The organism is Colwellia sp. BRX10-9, from assembly GCF_014077405.1.
Classification (GTDB): domain Bacteria; phylum Pseudomonadota; class Gammaproteobacteria; order Enterobacterales; family Alteromonadaceae; genus Colwellia_A.
On the sequence record NZ_JACGVV010000011.1, the window covers coordinates 34,461 to 50,330 of the forward strand.

At 36.4% G+C, this 15,870-nt stretch carries 12 protein-coding genes; 6 read left to right on the plus strand and 6 right to left on the minus strand.

Going from position 1 to position 15,870, the window contains the following annotated elements; all coding sequences use genetic code 11:
* Positions 1-11 precede the first annotated feature (11 nt).
* Both H4J69_RS08585 and H4J69_RS08590 read right to left on the minus strand, forming a co-directional pair.
* Positions 12-1,862, minus strand: a complete 1,851-nt coding sequence (locus H4J69_RS08585; protein ID WP_182216313.1) for a M1 family metallopeptidase — start codon at positions 1,860-1,862, stop codon at positions 12-14.
* 101 nt (positions 1,863-1,963) lie between these two features.
* Positions 1,964-2,830 (minus strand): OmpA family protein, encoded by an 867-nt coding sequence (locus H4J69_RS08590; protein WP_182216315.1) that lies wholly within the window; start codon positions 2,828-2,830, stop codon positions 1,964-1,966.
* Positions 2,831-3,013: 183 nt separating this feature from the next.
* Between H4J69_RS08590 and rnt the strand changes: the two genes are divergently transcribed.
* Entirely contained in the window at positions 3,014-3,727 is a 714-nt protein-coding gene (gene rnt / locus H4J69_RS08595; protein ID WP_182244260.1) for a ribonuclease T, read from the plus strand.
* Here rnt and H4J69_RS08600 read toward each other — a convergent pair.
* The 3 genes from H4J69_RS08600 to H4J69_RS08610 all read right to left on the minus strand — a co-directional run bounded on the left by H4J69_RS08600 (position 3,724) and on the right by H4J69_RS08610 (position 6,588).
* Positions 3,724-4,098 carry a hypothetical protein gene (locus tag H4J69_RS08600; RefSeq protein ID WP_182244261.1) on the minus strand — a complete coding sequence of 125 codons (375 nt, stop codon included), beginning with the start codon at positions 4,096-4,098 and terminating at the stop codon, positions 3,724-3,726. The genes rnt and H4J69_RS08600 overlap by 4 nt on opposite strands.
* 1,405 nt (positions 4,099-5,503) lie before the next feature.
* Positions 5,504-6,109, minus strand: coding sequence for a peroxiredoxin (locus tag H4J69_RS08605; RefSeq protein WP_070376460.1), 606 nt, complete (start codon positions 6,107-6,109; stop codon positions 5,504-5,506).
* A gap of 140 nt (positions 6,110-6,249) precedes the next feature.
* Positions 6,250-6,588: a Grx4 family monothiol glutaredoxin gene (locus H4J69_RS08610; RefSeq protein ID WP_070376459.1), complete on the minus strand. Its 339-nt coding sequence runs from the start codon at positions 6,586-6,588 to the stop codon at positions 6,250-6,252.
* A 311-nt stretch (positions 6,589-6,899) separates the two neighbouring features.
* Between H4J69_RS08610 and sodB the strand changes: the two genes are divergently transcribed.
* The 4 genes from sodB to H4J69_RS08630 all read left to right on the plus strand — a co-directional run bounded on the left by sodB (position 6,900) and on the right by H4J69_RS08630 (position 12,620).
* Positions 6,900-7,481, plus strand: coding sequence for a superoxide dismutase [Fe] (gene sodB, locus H4J69_RS08615; protein ID WP_070376458.1), 582 nt, complete (start codon positions 6,900-6,902; stop codon positions 7,479-7,481).
* A 361-nt stretch (positions 7,482-7,842) separates the two neighbouring features.
* Positions 7,843-9,777 (plus strand): PrkA family serine protein kinase, encoded by a 1,935-nt coding sequence (locus H4J69_RS08620; RefSeq protein ID WP_182216320.1) that lies wholly within the window; start codon positions 7,843-7,845, stop codon positions 9,775-9,777.
* A 45-nt stretch (positions 9,778-9,822) separates the two neighbouring features.
* Positions 9,823-11,100 (plus strand): YeaH/YhbH family protein, encoded by a 1,278-nt coding sequence (locus H4J69_RS08625; protein ID WP_182244262.1) that lies wholly within the window; start codon positions 9,823-9,825, stop codon positions 11,098-11,100.
* 26 nt (positions 11,101-11,126) lie between these two features.
* Positions 11,127-12,620, plus strand: coding sequence for a SpoVR family protein (locus tag H4J69_RS08630; protein WP_182244263.1), 1,494 nt, complete (start codon positions 11,127-11,129; stop codon positions 12,618-12,620).
* Between the two features lie 61 nt (positions 12,621-12,681).
* Here H4J69_RS08630 and fadR read toward each other — a convergent pair whose 3' ends face one another.
* Positions 12,682-13,392, minus strand: coding sequence for a fatty acid metabolism transcriptional regulator FadR (fadR, locus tag H4J69_RS08635; protein WP_182216326.1), 711 nt, complete (start codon positions 13,390-13,392; stop codon positions 12,682-12,684).
* Between the two features lie 817 nt (positions 13,393-14,209).
* Between fadR and nhaB the strand changes: the two genes are divergently transcribed.
* Positions 14,210-15,784: a sodium/proton antiporter NhaB gene (gene nhaB, locus H4J69_RS08640; RefSeq protein WP_182216328.1), complete on the plus strand. Its 1,575-nt coding sequence runs from the start codon at positions 14,210-14,212 to the stop codon at positions 15,782-15,784.
* Positions 15,785-15,870 lie beyond the last annotated feature (86 nt).

A 15,870-nucleotide genomic window follows, 5' to 3' on the forward strand; every position in this document is an offset into this window, starting at 1 on the left:
TTAGTTGAATGTTATTTAGCTTTTAAGACACCGTCAATAGTGCCTTGCGCTAAACCATGATAACCAGGACGCGCTTTTTCATAGACATTAAGTGCCCAAGCTTTACCTGCAGGTGTCTCAGCTAACGCTTTATAAAGCGGTACAATTAACTTACGACGCCCGATAGCAATTAGATATTTTGACATCGCAGGGTAAACAGTATCGTAACCTGTTCTTAATGCTAATAAGTACCAAGCATGTGCAATTTCAGCATTAGTACTGGCGGTAAGGTTAAACGCTTTATCGAGTGCACTCATCCGCTCAGTCGGTAATGTTACCGGTAGGTTATTAATAAAATGCAGCCATTCATGCAAGGTCCATGCTTTAGTTGGTAATTGCGCTAACGTTATTTTATCACTTAACAGACTATTAATTTGACCGTCGATAGTGGTAAATGCACTTGATGTAGGCTGCGGCGCATAACTAGGTAGTCCTTGTTCATAAATCCATTCATTAACTTCTTTATCGCTGACAATATTTGGATATTTATCAGTAAGATTTTTTTTCAAATAAATAACAAAATTGGCAGTACCTAAACTTTCAAAGGCATGGCTGTTGAAGTAATCTAAAATAAAAGTATCAAATTTATCTCGACCAAATTTAGCCTCTAAAAACATTAAAAACAACTGACCTTTCACATACGGAACACCTGAGAATGCGTCATCAGGATCACGTCCTTTAAGGTCGATATAAAGTTGAGTATCACCCGGCGCTAATTCAGCAATTTCATAATTTAAACTTTGTGCACCAAGCGCTTGTTCCATAACAGCTCGGTCTTCACCAAATACCGCTTCCATAATACGATTTTCAACATAACTGGTAAAACCTTCGTTTAACCATAAGTCACGCCAACTTTCATTCGTCACTAAGTTACCCGACCAAGAATGAGCGAGTTCATGAGCAATTAAATTGACTAAGCTTTTATCACCAGCAATAACTGTTGGGGTAATAAAAGACAAACGTGGGTTTTCCATACCACCAAAAGGAAAACTAGGCGGTAATATCAGTAAGTCATAACGTCCCCAACGATAAGGACCAAAGATTTTTTCTGACTCATCAATCATCGCTTGTGTATCGTCAAACTCACTAACCGCTGCATCTAAAATGCTGGCTTCAGCATAAATACCCGTTTGCTTGCTCATCGCTTTAAATTCTAAATCGCCGACACTAATTGCAATTAAATATGGAGGGATTGCTTGCGGCATACTAAAAAAGTAATCGCCGTCACGAGCGGTATTAGGTTCGTTATTAGCACTCATTACCGCTAATAAATTATCAGGCGTAGTAATACGAGCGGTATAAGTTACGCGAACACTAGGTGTGTCTTGCACAGGTATCCATGAACGTGCGTGAATCGCTTGATTTTGACTAAATAGGAAAGGATACTTTTTCCCTGCCGTTTGTTCAGCTGACAACCATTGCAAACCTGATGCTTTTTCAGTTGATTGGTAATAAACACGAATTTTTTGTGCTTTAAAAGTATTGTTTATGGTGAGTTTTGAACCTAACACGTTATCACGATTAGCCAGTGTGAAACTTACCCCACGCCATTGTCCTGCTTCAGTTTGAGCCATTACACGGTCAATGATTAAATCTCGGGTATCGAGAATAATCGGCTGCGAAGTTTTACTTAACCACTCTAACGATAATTCTGCAAAACCAGCGAGTGATTTTTCATCAAAATTAACCGCTAGATCTAAATAGATGTGGGTTGTTTTTACTTGGTCGTAATTAGCATAGGTGTATGCGTCATTGGTTTTTGCCAAACTTGTAAAGCTCGATAAAACCAATAGTGCAAATAAAGACTTAAACAATGGTCGCATTATGGAAGATCCAATAAAAAAATAGGCTGATAGATTAAGATAACCTACCAGCCTATTCAACTGATTCTTTATAAAATAATTTTTTTGCAGTACATTCGTCTTTACGGTTGTTCCATTCTAATAACAACACGTCTGTTTTGTGCACGACCAATAACGGTATTGTTAGCAGCAATGTGACGCTTTTCGCCATAACCTTTTGCTTCAATTCGACTGGGGTCAATACCACTCTTAACAAAATGCTCTCGAATCGTGTTTGCTCGGCGGTTTGATATTTTCAAGTTATCATTTCTGCCACCATAACTGTCAGTATAACCGTCAATAAGCACCAACTCTAAGTTTTGATCTAAAGCAAGGTACTCTGCGATCATCGTTAAACGCTTTTTAGATGATTTCGTTAAGCTATCACCACCAAATTGATAATTTAATACCGTATAAGAAATATCATCAAAATTGTAATTAAGTAAGTTACTGACACAACCAATAAATTCTTGATAGGCACGGTTAAACTTAGCCGTTGATATACCAACAGAAATAAGATCGTTGTCGCTATACCAATCGTTATAGTAAAACGTTGGGTTCATGCCCTGCTCTAATTCATTAAGCATATTCCAAGCAACCTTTTTCGGTAGACTTGGCGCAAACTGCTTATGAAGTTTCATATTGGCAAGAGTTCGACCATTTTTTCCAGGGCGCCAATTAGGCGCAACAGAACGAACCTCTGCTAATGAATAAGTATCAGGTAAACGCATCATATCGAGTTCAAATTCCATATTCATTTTACGGTTTGCCGTACTGTAGAATTTTGCTTCACCATAATTAGGTATTTGGTGTGATAAAGTGCACTCTAGCCTTGAGTTATTAGTTAACTGCCAATTAGCGTGTTCTAAGTCAGCACCATACTGACGAATACCAGCATTAGCTTGGCTAACAAATACGCATAATAATAATGTGATGATAGTTTTTTTCATAAAATATTTATCTTTTATCCTGCCACGTATCTGTTATCGACCCAATATTCTATAACTTTAGCAGTTATCAGCAATATTTTCATAACTTTAAAGCTTCATCATAGCGTTCGCATAGAGTTTACATTTTTTTTCTGCGATAATTTACTCCTTGAAATTGAATGCTAACTTAAAAAAGATGTAAACATGAGTATAAATCCTGATACTAAAAATAAGAGTTCTGCTGATAAAAATATTAAAAGTGCTTTTGCACAGCGCTTTAGAGGTTATTTCCCAGTAGTCATCGATGTTGAAACAGCAGGTTTCAATTCACAAACTGATGCTTTACTGGAAATAGCAGCGACAACTTTATCGCTAGATGAAAGTACAGGTCAATTCTCTATTGATGAAACAATTCACTTTAACGTAGAACCTTTTGAAGGCGCCAATTTAGAGCAAGCGGCATTAGAGTTCACCGGCATAGACCCAACAAACCCATTACGTGGTGCTGTTGATGAACACAAAGCGTTAACAGAGATTTTTAAGTTAATTAGAAAAAAGATGAAAATTGCCGGCTGCCAGCGTGCCGTTATGGTTGCTCATAATTCCGCTTTTGATTTGGGATTTGTCAATGCAGCCGTAGAACGTTGTTTGATAAAGCGATCACCCTTTCATCCTTTTGTTAGCTTTGATACCACAACATTATCTGGTTTAGCGCTTGGACAAACTGTTCTTGCAAAAGCCTGTTTAGCGGCAGGGTTAGACTTCAATAATAGTGAAGCTCATTCGGCATTATACGATACCGAAAAAACCGCTGAACTTTTTTGTTTTATCGTTAATAAATGGCAAAAAATGGGTGGTTGGCCCCTAGCAATAATCAATGAAGAACAACAAGAGAGTGATACACCGGCAAGCGATTAAAATAATTTAGCTGAGCTACTGCGGTTATTATGTCGACACAATAGATTTCTAACCGCTAAAACAATCAAAGTGAATGCAAAAAATTGCAAGAGTGAATTTTTGGTGACCATCAGGGTAAATACCCCAATAGCGTTGTAAATATAGGGTAAATATTCATAGAAGAGTTCAGGTATTTTATTTTTTATACCGAGTTTTTTTTGTTTATCGAGTCTTCGACAAGCAGAACGAGTAACTAATGTAACACAAGCAGCACTATAAAATAGCGCCGCAGAAATAAGCATAGGCCATGTCATATTAAAGGTAAGTAAATAACCACTTACAATAAAATACGCGAACGGTAAGTTCTCATAAAGCGTCTTAGGTACAAACAAAACGATTCCAGAAATCAATAAGGTGATAAATTAAGTGTAGGTTGATTTTCAACTTTTGATTGGCTTAATTTTAAACACTGTCACTTTCTATTATTTACCCTCTCAATGAAGCCACCGTCATACTGATATTAAAATACAACTCGCAAAGACACCGTCATCCTGATATTGAAATACAACTAGCAAAGACACCGTCATCCTGAACTTGTTTCAGGATCTAGTGCTTAGATACTGAAATAAATTCAGCATGACGATCTCAAGAGCCAGTTCTTAAATACGTAAATACAACCCACAAAGACACCGTCATCCTGAACTTGTTTCAGGATCTAGTGCTTTAGATACTGAAATACTACTCACAAAGACAACGTCATCCTGAACTTGTTTCAGGATCTAGTACTTTAGATACTGAAATAAATTCAGCATGACGATCTCAAGGGCCTGTATTTATATACTGAAATACAACTAACAAAGACACCGTCATCCTGAACTTGTTTCAGGATCTCGTTGTTGACAAAACAAAAAACAGATACTGAAATAAATTCAGTATGACGATCTCAAGAGCCTGTATTTATATACTGAAATACAACTAACAAAGACACCGTCATCTTGAACTTGTTTCAGGATCTCGTTGTTGACAAAACAAAAAACAGATACTGAAATAAATTCAGTATGTCGATCTTAAGCGCCAGTACTTATTATACGTAAATACAACTCACAAAGACGCTGTCATCCTGAACTTGTTTCAGGATCTTGTTGTTGACAAAACAAAAACAGATACTGAAATAAATTCAGTATGTCGATCTTAAGCGCCAGTACTTATTATACGTAAATACAACTCACAAAGACGCTGTCATCCTGAACTTGTTTCAGGATCTCGTTGTTGACAAAACAAAAACAGATACTGAAATAAATTCAGCATGACGATCTTAAGGGCCAGTATTTATATACTTAAATACAACTCACAAAGACACTGTCATCCTGAACTTGTTTCAGGATCTCGTTGTTGACAAAACAAAAAACAGATACTGAAGTAAATTCAGCATGACGATCTTAAGGGCCAGTATTTATATACTTAAATACAACTCACAAAGACACTGTCATCCTGAACTTGTTTCAGGATCTCGTTGTTGACAAAACAAAAACAGATACTGAAATAAATTCAGCATGACGGGATTGAACATCGTCACTCTTTGTCATCCTTGGCACCGTGACATACCGTTCTTCCTGAACATCGTCACTCTTTGCCATCCTTGGCACCGTGACATACCGTTCTTCCTGAACATCGTCACTCTTTGCCATCCTTGGCACCGTGACATACCGTTCTTCCTGAACATAAAAAAACCGCAATTAAGCGGTTTTTTATTACTTTTAATAATTACATCGGCTAACTAAAGCCTAAGCTATAATATTAAAGCTTGTCAGCATTGTTAGCTAAGTAAGATGCAACGCCTTCAGGAGAAGCAGTCATACCTTTATCACCTTTGTTCCAGCCAGCTGGACAAACTTCGCCGTGCTCTTGGTGGAATTGTAATGCGTCAACCATACGGATCATTTCGTCAACGTCACGACCTAATGGTAAATCGTTAATTACTTGATGACGTACATTGCCTTCTTCATCAATTAAGAAAGAACCACGAAATGCAACACCCGCTTCAGGATGTTCAACATCGTACGCTTTACAGATTTCATGCTTTGTATCAGCAACTAAAGTATATTGTACTGGGCCAATACCGCCTTCGTTTACTGGAGTGTTACGCCATGCGTTATGAGAAAATTGTGAATCGATAGAAACACCAATAACTTCAACACCACGGCTTTTGAATTCTTCCATACGGTGATCAAAAGCTAATAACTCAGACGGACAAACAAAAGTAAAATCTAGAGGGTAGAAAAACACTACGGCTTTTTTACCTTTAATTGCTGTCGATAACGTAAAGCTATCAACAATTTCGCCACTACCTAAAACTGCTGCTGCAGTAAAATCTGGTGCTGCACGGCCAACTAATACACTCATTCTATTCTCCAATATTTTTATTAAATTGATTTAAATCATAAAACTGACATACATCTATTATTGAGACGATAAGGTGATTTTCAACTTATTTTCATCTTTTTTAATAAAAAATTTAACTAACGTCAGTTTCAAAAATGATACTAAGCTTTTTCTTCAGAATTATTTTTTTCTGCAGCTTCTTTGATCAAGGTTTGTAATTCACCTTGTTGGAACATTTCCATAATAATGTCACAACCACCGACTAATTCACCGTCAACCCATAATTGTGGGAATGTTGGCCAATCAGCATACTTTGGTAATTCGGCACGAATATCAGGATTTTGTAAAATATCAACATAAGCAAATTTTTCACCACACTGCATTAGTGCTTGTGATGCTTGTGAAGAAAAGCCACAGCTAGGCAATTTAGGAGAACCTTTCATATAAAGCAAAATAGTGTTTTCAGAAAGTTGTTCTTTGATACGTTCAATAGTTTCCATGGGATACCTCTAATTACGACCGAAAAAACCTCGATCTTTACAATATAAAATTTAATGTTTATTACTTTGATTAATGGAGTCTGACACTAAAATAATCAAGGTAATAAAGACTAAAAAGCACTTATTTAGTAGAATAAACAATAACAGGCTTGATATTTACACTGGCAAAACCTATATAAATGGGTACACTAGTCAGGCTTTAATAATACTTGACTAGTTTACTAGGTTTTAACTGGTTTTTAAATAAAAGCACACAACTTCTTTATTTTTGCGCAAAAATAAATTTGTATAACCCATTTCTGGAGAAACTAATGGCTATTGAATTACCCGCATTACCCTATGCACAAGATGCACTTGTACCACATATTTCAGCTGAAACACTTGAGTTTCACTACGGTAAGCATCACAACACTTATGTTGTAAAGCTTAATGGATTAATTGAAGGTACTGATTTTGAAGGCAAGTCTTTAGAAGACATCGTAAAGACTTCATCAGCAGGCATTTTCAATAATGCAGCACAAATTTGGAATCACACATTCTACTGGAACAGCTTAAGCCCTAACGGCGGCGGTGAACCAACAGGCGCTTTAGCTGATGCAATCAATGCAAGCTTTGGTTCTTTCGCTGAATTTAAAACAAAATTTACTGAAAGTGCAATCAACAACTTTGGTTCAAGCTGGACATGGTTAGTGAAAAAAGCAGATGGTAGCCTTGCTATCGTTAACACTTCAAATGCTGCAACACCATTAACTGATGAGAGCGTTACACCGTTATTAACAGTGGATTTATGGGAACATGCTTACTACATTGATTACCGTAATCTTCGTCCAAGCTACATGGCTGGTTTTTGGGCATTAGCTAACTGGGATTTTGCTGCGGCAAACTTCGCTTAATTTATATTCATTAAAGATTAATTTATTAACCTTTAAGTAAGAATTTTATTGAAAACCAGAGTACCTACTCTGGTTTTTTTATGCTTAAAATTCAATAAAAGTGTCCTTTTTCTTTTAAATTCAATATAAAATATTTTTATATTTTCCTCTTTGCTTACAAAAAAATCTCTAATTATTCTCAACCTTAAAAAATACCGTCTAGACTTAATGGTAGACATATTCGTTTAAATGCAAAGTTTAGTGTCTTGTTGGGGCGAATATCGATAGTTTCTCGGTCTTATTTGAATGAGTTAAACAATATCGACTTTGTACTACGGTAAGTTTTTACTCATCTGCAAATTTTTTCCTTATGGAGGCAGTTATGAGTATTTTTCAGCATTATCAATCACGTTACGATGAAGCTAAAGAAGAGAACTTTAGTATTCAAGCATTTTTAGCTATTTGTCAAAAAGACAAACTTGCTTACGCCACCGCTTCTGAGCGCTTATTGAAGGCCATTGGCGAGCCTGAAATGATAGACACCTCAAATGAACCTACCTTAAGCCGTATATTTTCTAATCGGGTAATTGCTCGCTATCCTGCCTTTAAGGAATTTTATGGCATGGAAGAAGCTATAGAGCAGATTGTTGCCTACCTTAAGCATGCTTCACAAGGACTGGAAGAACAGAAACAAATACTCTATTTATTAGGGCCTGTGGGTGGAGGAAAATCATCATTAGCTGAAAAATTAAAAGCATTAATGCAGCAAGAGCCTATCTATGTGCTCAGTGCTAATGGCATAAGAAGCCCGGTAAATGACCACCCTTTTTGTTTATTCGACGCAAATGCAGATGGTAAGATATTAAAAAAAGAATATAAAATACCAGAACGTTATTTAAAGACCATTATGTCGCCTTGGGTGGCTAAAAGGCTGCATGAATATCAAGGTGATATTGCAAAATTTGAGGTGGTTAAGTTATATCCTTCAATTCTTGATCAAATAGCCATTGCAAAAACAGAGCCTGGCGACGATAACAATCAAGATATTTCAGCCCTGGTTGGTAAAGTTGATATTCGACAGTTAGAGCACTTTTCACAAAATGATCCTGATGCCTATAGCTATTCAGGCGCATTGTGTCGAGCGAATCAAGGCATGATGGAATTTGTCGAAATGTTCAAAGCCCCCATTAAAGTATTGCATCCGTTGTTAACAGCAACACAAGAAGGTAACTATAATCCAACAGAAGGATTATCAGCCCTGCCCTTTAATGGCATATTGCTTGCGCATTCTAATGAGTCAGAATGGCAAACCTTTAGAAATAACAAAAACAACGAAGCCTTTTTGGACCGCGTTTATATGGTCAAAGTCCCTTACTGTATGCGTGTTTCTGAAGAAGTAAAAATTTATAAAAAATTACTCGAAAACAGTGAATTAAAAAATGCACATTGTGCGCCAGATACGTTAGAAACCTTAGCGCAGTTTTCTGTACTATCACGTTTAAAAGATCCCGAGAACTCTAGTATTTATTCTAAAATGCGCGTTTATGACGGCGAAAGCTTAAAAGACACCGACCCAAAAGCTAAGTCGTATCAAGAATACCGTGATTATGCGGGCATGGATGAAGGTATGTCTGGGCTATCAACACGTTTTGCTTTTAAAATATTATCACGCGTTTTTAATTTTGATCATTTAGAAGTTGCCGCAAATCCAGTACATTTATTTTATGTACTCGAGCAACAAATTGAACGAGAGCAATTACCCCAAGAAACAGCCGAGCGATATTTAGAGTTCATTAAAGGTTACTTGTCAGCTCAATACATAGAATTTATTGGCAAGGAAATTCAAACGGCTTATTTAGAGTCTTATTCTGAATATGGACAAAACATCTTTGATCGCTATGTCACTTATGCTGATTTTTGGATACAAGACCAAGAGTATCGCGATGCTGAAACTGGACAGCTTTTCGACCGAGAAGCCTTAAATAATGAATTAGAAAAAGTAGAAAAGCCTGCTGGCATTAGTAACCCTAAAGATTTTCGTAATGAAATTGTCAATTTTGTATTACGTGCTAAAGCCAATAACAACGGTAAGAACCCCAACTGGACAAGTTACGAAAAACTGCGCACGGTTATTGAGAAAAAAATGTTCTCGAATACTGAAGATTTATTACCCGTTATTTCGTTTAACACTAAAACATCAAATGACGACCAGCAAAAACATGACGATTTTATAGAACGCATGATGAGTAAAGGTTATACAAAAAAACAAGTGCGGTTACTGTCAGAGTGGTATTTACGGGTAAGAAAGTCTTCTTAACTTGTACTTTATTGTTTTAAAAAGCCAATAAAGTAGGAGGATAATATGGCGAATTTTATTGATAGACGCTTAAATAGCAAAAACAAAAGCACGGTTAATCGCCAGCGCTTTATTAAACGCTATAAAAGCCAAATAAAGAAATCCGTTGAACAAGCGATTAATAAACGCAGTGTTACTGATGTTTATAGTGGTGAGGACATTACCATCACCAAAAAAGATTTATCTGAACCTGTTTTTCATCAGGGCAAAGGGGGTGTTAAAGATAGAGTTCACCCGGGTAATGACCAATTTTCAACCGGCGATCAAATCAAACGCCCTCCACAACAGCAAGGACAAGGTAGCGGTAAAGGTGATGCCAGTAACACTGGTGAGGGAGATGATGATTTTATTTTTTCTATTTCTAAAGATGAATATTTGAACTTACTTTTTGAAGATCTTGAATTGCCAAATTTAGAAAAGAACCAATTAGATACGTTAATTGATTATAAAACTGTTCGCTCGGGTTATTGTGCTGAAGGCGTCCCCTCAAATATAGATATTGTAAAATCGCTACAGGGATCAATAGCAAGACGTATTGCCATGACATCAACCAAGCGTAAAGAGTTAAAAGTCCTTGAACTCGCCTTAGCGGCACTAATGGCTGATAAACATGATCATGTCCAAAAAATTAAAGACCTAAACAATCAGATCGACATGCTTAAAGGTAAAATCAGTAAAGTCCCTTTCATTGACACCTTTGATTTACGTTTTAGAAACTATGCAAAACAAGCCCTACCTACATCAAAGGCGGTGATGTTCTGTTTAATGGATGTTTCGGGCTCTATGGACCAAGCCACTAAAGATATTGCCAAACGATTTTATCTCTTATTGTATTTGTTTCTCACCCGCACCTATAAAACGATTGATGTGGTCTATATTCGACACCACACGCAAGCAAAAGAGGTTGATGAAGAAGAGTTTTTTTATTCGCAAGAAACTGGCGGCACTATTGCTTCAAGTGCATTAGATTTAATGATTAAAATAATGGATGAGCGTTATAAGGAAAGCGAATGGAATATTTACGCCGCGCAGGCCTCTGATGGAGATAACTGGGCCGATGACTCTCCTCGTTGTCAAAAATTACTCACAGAGCATATTCTACCTAAAGCACGCTACTTTAGTTACATTGAAATATCACAACGACCTCATCAAACACTTTGGCAGCAATATCAAGAAATTGCAGCATATACAGAACATTTTGCAATACAACATATTAAAAGCGTTGAAGATATTTATCCTGTTTTTAGAAAGCTTTTCAAGAAAAATCAGAGTAAAGCAGCCTAAGTTAATAATGGCAAAGGAGGCAAATAATGGACAAACGTAAACCCTTAAGTGACCAGTGTGACTGGAACTTTGATTTACTTGATCAATATCAAACTGAAATTGCACGGGTTGCAAAGCATTATCGATTGGAGACTTACGCCAACCAAATTGAAGTGATCACCGCAGAGCAAATGATGGATGCATACGCTAGTGTCGGTATGCCTATTGGATATAACCATTGGACATTTGGTAAAAAATTTATTCAAACAGAGCAAAACTATAAACGTGGTCAAATGGGATTAGCCTACGAAATTGTTATCAATTCTGATCCTTGTATTTCATATTTAATGGAAGAGAATTCTATGACCATGCAAGCACTCGTTATGGCACATGCTTGTTACGGACATAATTCTTTTTTTAAAGGTAATTATTTATTCCAAACCTGGACTGATGCGAGCTCAATAATTGACTACTTATTGTTTGCTAAAAACTACATTAGCGAATGTGAACAAAAATTTGGCATTAGTGAGGTTGAATCATGCTTAGATGCTTGTCATGCATTAATGAATCACGGTGTTGACCGCTATAAACGTCCACAAAAGATATCATTAGAGGAAGAGTTACAACGTCAAAATGACCGTGAAGCATATTTACAATCGCAGGTGAATACATTATGGCGAACATTACCGAAAAACAAAGATGATGCTAAAGATAAGAAACCGACATTTCCAAATGAACCGCAAGAAAACATTTTATATTTCATTGAAAAATATGCGCCGTTACTAAAACCATGGCAAAGAGAAATTGTACGCATTGTTCGTAAGATCTCGCAATACTTTTATCCGCAAAAACAAACACAAGTCATGAACGAGGGCTGGGCCTGCTTTTGGCATTACACACTGCTAAACCATTTATATGATGAAGGCTTAGTTACCGATAAGTTCATGATGGAATTTTTACATAACCATACCAATGTTGTCGCTCAACCCAATTACAACAGTCCTCATTATTCTGGTATTAATCCTTATGCGTTAGGCTTTAATATGTTTATAGATATTAGAAGAATATGTGAACAACCAACAGAAGAAGATAAACGATGGTTTCCAGAAATAGCCAATAGTAATTGGTTAGATACTTTACATTTTGCCATGAAAAATTTCAAAGATGAAAGCTTCATTAGTCAATATTTATCACCAAAACTAATGCGCGATTTCAAGTTATTTTATTTACACGATGATGAAAAAGAAAATTTTATTGACGTGGCGGCTATTCACAATGAAAGTGGCTACAAAAAAGTAAGAAGCGCGTTATCTGAACAGTATAATTTGAGTAATCTGGAGGTTAATATTCAGGTAACAAATGCTGATGTTGATGGTGACCGATCGCTAACATTGAAATATACACCACACCAAAATGTTCCGCTAGACGATTCAAAAGATGAAGTGATGAAACATTTATATACCTTATGGCAATTTGACGTGCGGTTAGTACAGAACAATGAAGAGGGGGATGAAGAAGTTATTGCACAATATCCAGAATGAGAGAGCAGTGAAGATGATTAAAAGGCAAGTTAACCCTTGCCTTTTAATCACTATAGATAATTTATTCAGATAGCTCTTTTAATACGTCATCTTTAAGTTCTAGCCAAAGCTTACCTGACTCGATACCATATTTACGTACGGCAAATATAGACTCATCAAACTTATCTTCGCTAGCTAATTCAATTAATTTCTTATAATAGACTCGAGATATCTCACGACCTTTAGGATGAGAAAAATATAAAGTACCTAGACGAGAATATAAGCCTCTAAAGCCATTTAAGATTAATAAATAGATAGAATTTCCAGAGGCAACCACCAACTCTTTATTTAATCGATAATCAAACTCGGCAAAGGCTTCTCCGTTATCTTCTACATCTTCATAAGCTTTAATGAGCTCAATCACTTTTTCAGCATTATTTTTAATCGCGCCACGAATATAAATGGCGCTAATATTTGTCCGAGCTGACATTAAATTGTCAACCAGATCAGGTATGCCTTCTTGATCGAGTTGAGCCAAGGTTTCAAGAATATTTAAACTAGAGGTTTCCCAAAAGTTATTCACTTTGGTGGGTTTACCGTGCTTAATAGTCAACCAGCCATCTCGTGCTAAGCGCTGTAAAACTTCACGTAATGTTGTACGCGTAACGCCAATGAGTTCAGATAACTCTCGTTCAGCCGGAAGTATAGAACCGGGGGGGAAACCACCGTTCCAAATAGACTCAACAATATATTGCTCTGCAAACCCTGCTGGGCTATGTGCTTTGATAACCATACTGCTCCACACAATATCTTAATCTTAAAATTTTAACTGATTGTACCAGAACATCTATTTGGCACAAGCGGATAAATTCGACGTTACTGTCAACGTTGGTCACTTATGTGGATACTCAGTGGCAACCTCACACTATATTTTGTGAAAAACAACAGAGTTAACCCCTGTTTATTAGCGGCTGTAGAGAGATAAGCCTTTAATTTATGAATAATAAATAATTTTATTTGTAGATAAAGTCAGTAAGTCAAAATGCAATTTACTATTTAATTTTTAAGCCAATACTGAACTAGCGTCTAAAAAACTATTAATATTTAAAGCTAATGCCTGATAAGAAGCGATGAGTTAAGTCACGAAAGCCCCCCCTAATAAATTTTTATCTTATTAAAGTACTTATTATGCATAAACATCGATTAACTCAATAATTTAGCAATATTAACATGCTATATTCTGCGAAATAGCATGGCAAATCTAGAATTAGCTTACTCATTGTGAATTTATAGATCAATCGATGGTGTTTAACGCGGGGCTAAAATGTGTATTTATAAAAGCAATATTTAATTTAATACTGCAGAGTCGAAGCATTTCAAGCAAAACGGCAATTCAATAAATATCACTGCGGCTAAGTTATTAAATAATATAAAGGACTCATGCCTTATATTATCAGAAGAAAAGGCCACGATTACGCTATAAAGATAGATTATTTACAAGCTTTTCAATTGTACTTAAACTACTATGCATTTTTTATCAAAATAACAGAAACAAGATCCATTCAAGGCGAGACACAATTCGTCATATACTTAAAATAAACAGGTCAATTATGCAACAATCCTTCATGAGTGCATTTTATAAAAACTTTCTTGGCAACTCGCCTGAGTGGTACAAGCTGGCAATTATCTCATTCTTAGTGATTAACCCTATCCTCTTTTTCTATGTTGACCCCTATATTGCAGGTTGGGCATTAGTCATAGAGTTTATATTCACTTTAGCAATGGCATTAAAATGTTACCCGCTGCAACCCGGCGGTTTATTAACGATTGAAGCTATTGCCATAGGGATGACTTCACCCGCTCATGTAAAACATGAATTAATGATTAACTTCGAAGTACTTCTGCTGCTGATTTTTATGGTTGCTGGAATATATTTCATGAAGAGTTTGTTGCTCTTTTTGTTCACGAAAATAGTCACTAAGATCCGTTCAAAAATAGTGGTGTCATTATTATTCTGTTTTTCAGGGGCATTTTTATCAGCATTTTTAGATGCATTAACCGTCATTGCGGTAATAATCAGCGTTGGCCTAGGTTTTTATTCTGTCTATCATAAAGCTGCCTCTATAGGTGAAGACCATCCCCATGACAATCCCGATGATGATGATATAAAAAGCGATTTACAAAGCTTTAGAGGATATTTACGTAACCTATTGATGCACGCAGGTGTTGGTACAGCTTTAGGTGGTGTATGCACTATCGTGGGCGAACCACAAAATTTGATTATTGGTCAGCAAGCCGGTTGGGATTTCATTGAATTCACCATTCGGATGTCACCCGTTACTATTCCTGTATTTGTTTCAGGTTTAATCACATGTGCTTTATTAGAAAAGTTCAAATGGTTTGGTTATGGTTTTGCCCTGCCAGAAAATGTTTATCAAATATTACGTGACTTCGACATTGAAGAAAGTAAAAAACGCAATAAAAGTGATAATGTAAAATTAGTCGTGCAAGGATTAATCGCCGTTTGGTTGATTGTTGGTTTAGCATTACATTTAGCGCCAGTTGGCTTAATTGGTTTATCCGTTATTATACTTGCAACGGTTTTCACAGGTGTAACTGAAGAACATCAAATTGGTCATGCTTTTGAAGAAGCATTACCTTTTACCGCGCTATTAGTGGTTTTTTTGTCCATCGTTGCCGTTATTGTTGACCAACAATTATTTACGCCCGTCATCACTTGGGTATTAACTTTTGAAGGTAACATGCAATTAGTCATGTTTTATTTAGCTAATGGCCTATTATCTATGGTCAGTGACAACGTATTTGTTGGCACGGTATACATTACTGAAATTGAAAAAGCACTTTCTTCAGGAATAATAAGCCGTGACCAATTTGATTTACTTGCTGTTGCTATTAACACAGGCACTAACTTGCCGAGTGTTGCTACGCCAAATGGCCAAGCTGCGTTTTTATTCCTATTAACTTCAGCGCTTGCTCCCTTAGTTAGATTGTCATATGGCCGTATGGTTATTATGGCTTTCCCTTATACTATCGTATTGACCATTATTGGTTTACTTGCTATTTCTTCAGGTCATTTGGAGCAATCGACACAAGATTTTTATGAATCGGGTTTAATTCAGCATCACATGACTGAAGGTGGGGCGTCATCTTCACAAGAACACTAAAGTTAACATATAGTAGTTTTACTGTTAACTTGTATCAATAAAGCGCCCTTATGGCGCTTTATTTATACTAATGATAAAAGTCATTT

Excerpts from the sequence above, each read along its gene's own strand:
- H4J69_RS08585 (WP_182216313.1), bottom strand. The coding sequence starts at position 1,862 with ATGCGACCATTGTTTAAGTCTTTATTTGCACTATTGGTTTTATCGAGC.
- H4J69_RS08590 (WP_182216315.1), bottom strand. The coding sequence starts at position 2,830 with ATGAAAAAAACTATCATCACATTATTATTATGCGTATTTGTTAGCCAA.
- rnt (WP_182244260.1), top strand. The coding sequence starts at position 3,014 with ATGAGTATAAATCCTGATACTAAAAATAAGAGTTCTGCTGATAAAAAT.
- H4J69_RS08605 (WP_070376460.1), bottom strand. The coding sequence starts at position 6,109 with ATGAGTGTATTAGTTGGCCGTGCAGCACCAGATTTTACTGCAGCAGCA.
- H4J69_RS08610 (WP_070376459.1), bottom strand. The coding sequence starts at position 6,588 with ATGGAAACTATTGAACGTATCAAAGAACAACTTTCTGAAAACACTATT.
- sodB (WP_070376458.1), top strand. The coding sequence starts at position 6,900 with ATGGCTATTGAATTACCCGCATTACCCTATGCACAAGATGCACTTGTA.
- H4J69_RS08620 (WP_182216320.1), top strand. The coding sequence starts at position 7,843 with ATGAGTATTTTTCAGCATTATCAATCACGTTACGATGAAGCTAAAGAA.
- H4J69_RS08625 (WP_182244262.1), top strand. The coding sequence starts at position 9,823 with ATGGCGAATTTTATTGATAGACGCTTAAATAGCAAAAACAAAAGCACG.
- H4J69_RS08630 (WP_182244263.1), top strand. The coding sequence starts at position 11,127 with ATGGACAAACGTAAACCCTTAAGTGACCAGTGTGACTGGAACTTTGAT.
- fadR (WP_182216326.1), bottom strand. The coding sequence starts at position 13,392 with ATGGTTATCAAAGCACATAGCCCAGCAGGGTTTGCAGAGCAATATATT.
- nhaB (WP_182216328.1), top strand. The coding sequence starts at position 14,210 with ATGCAACAATCCTTCATGAGTGCATTTTATAAAAACTTTCTTGGCAAC.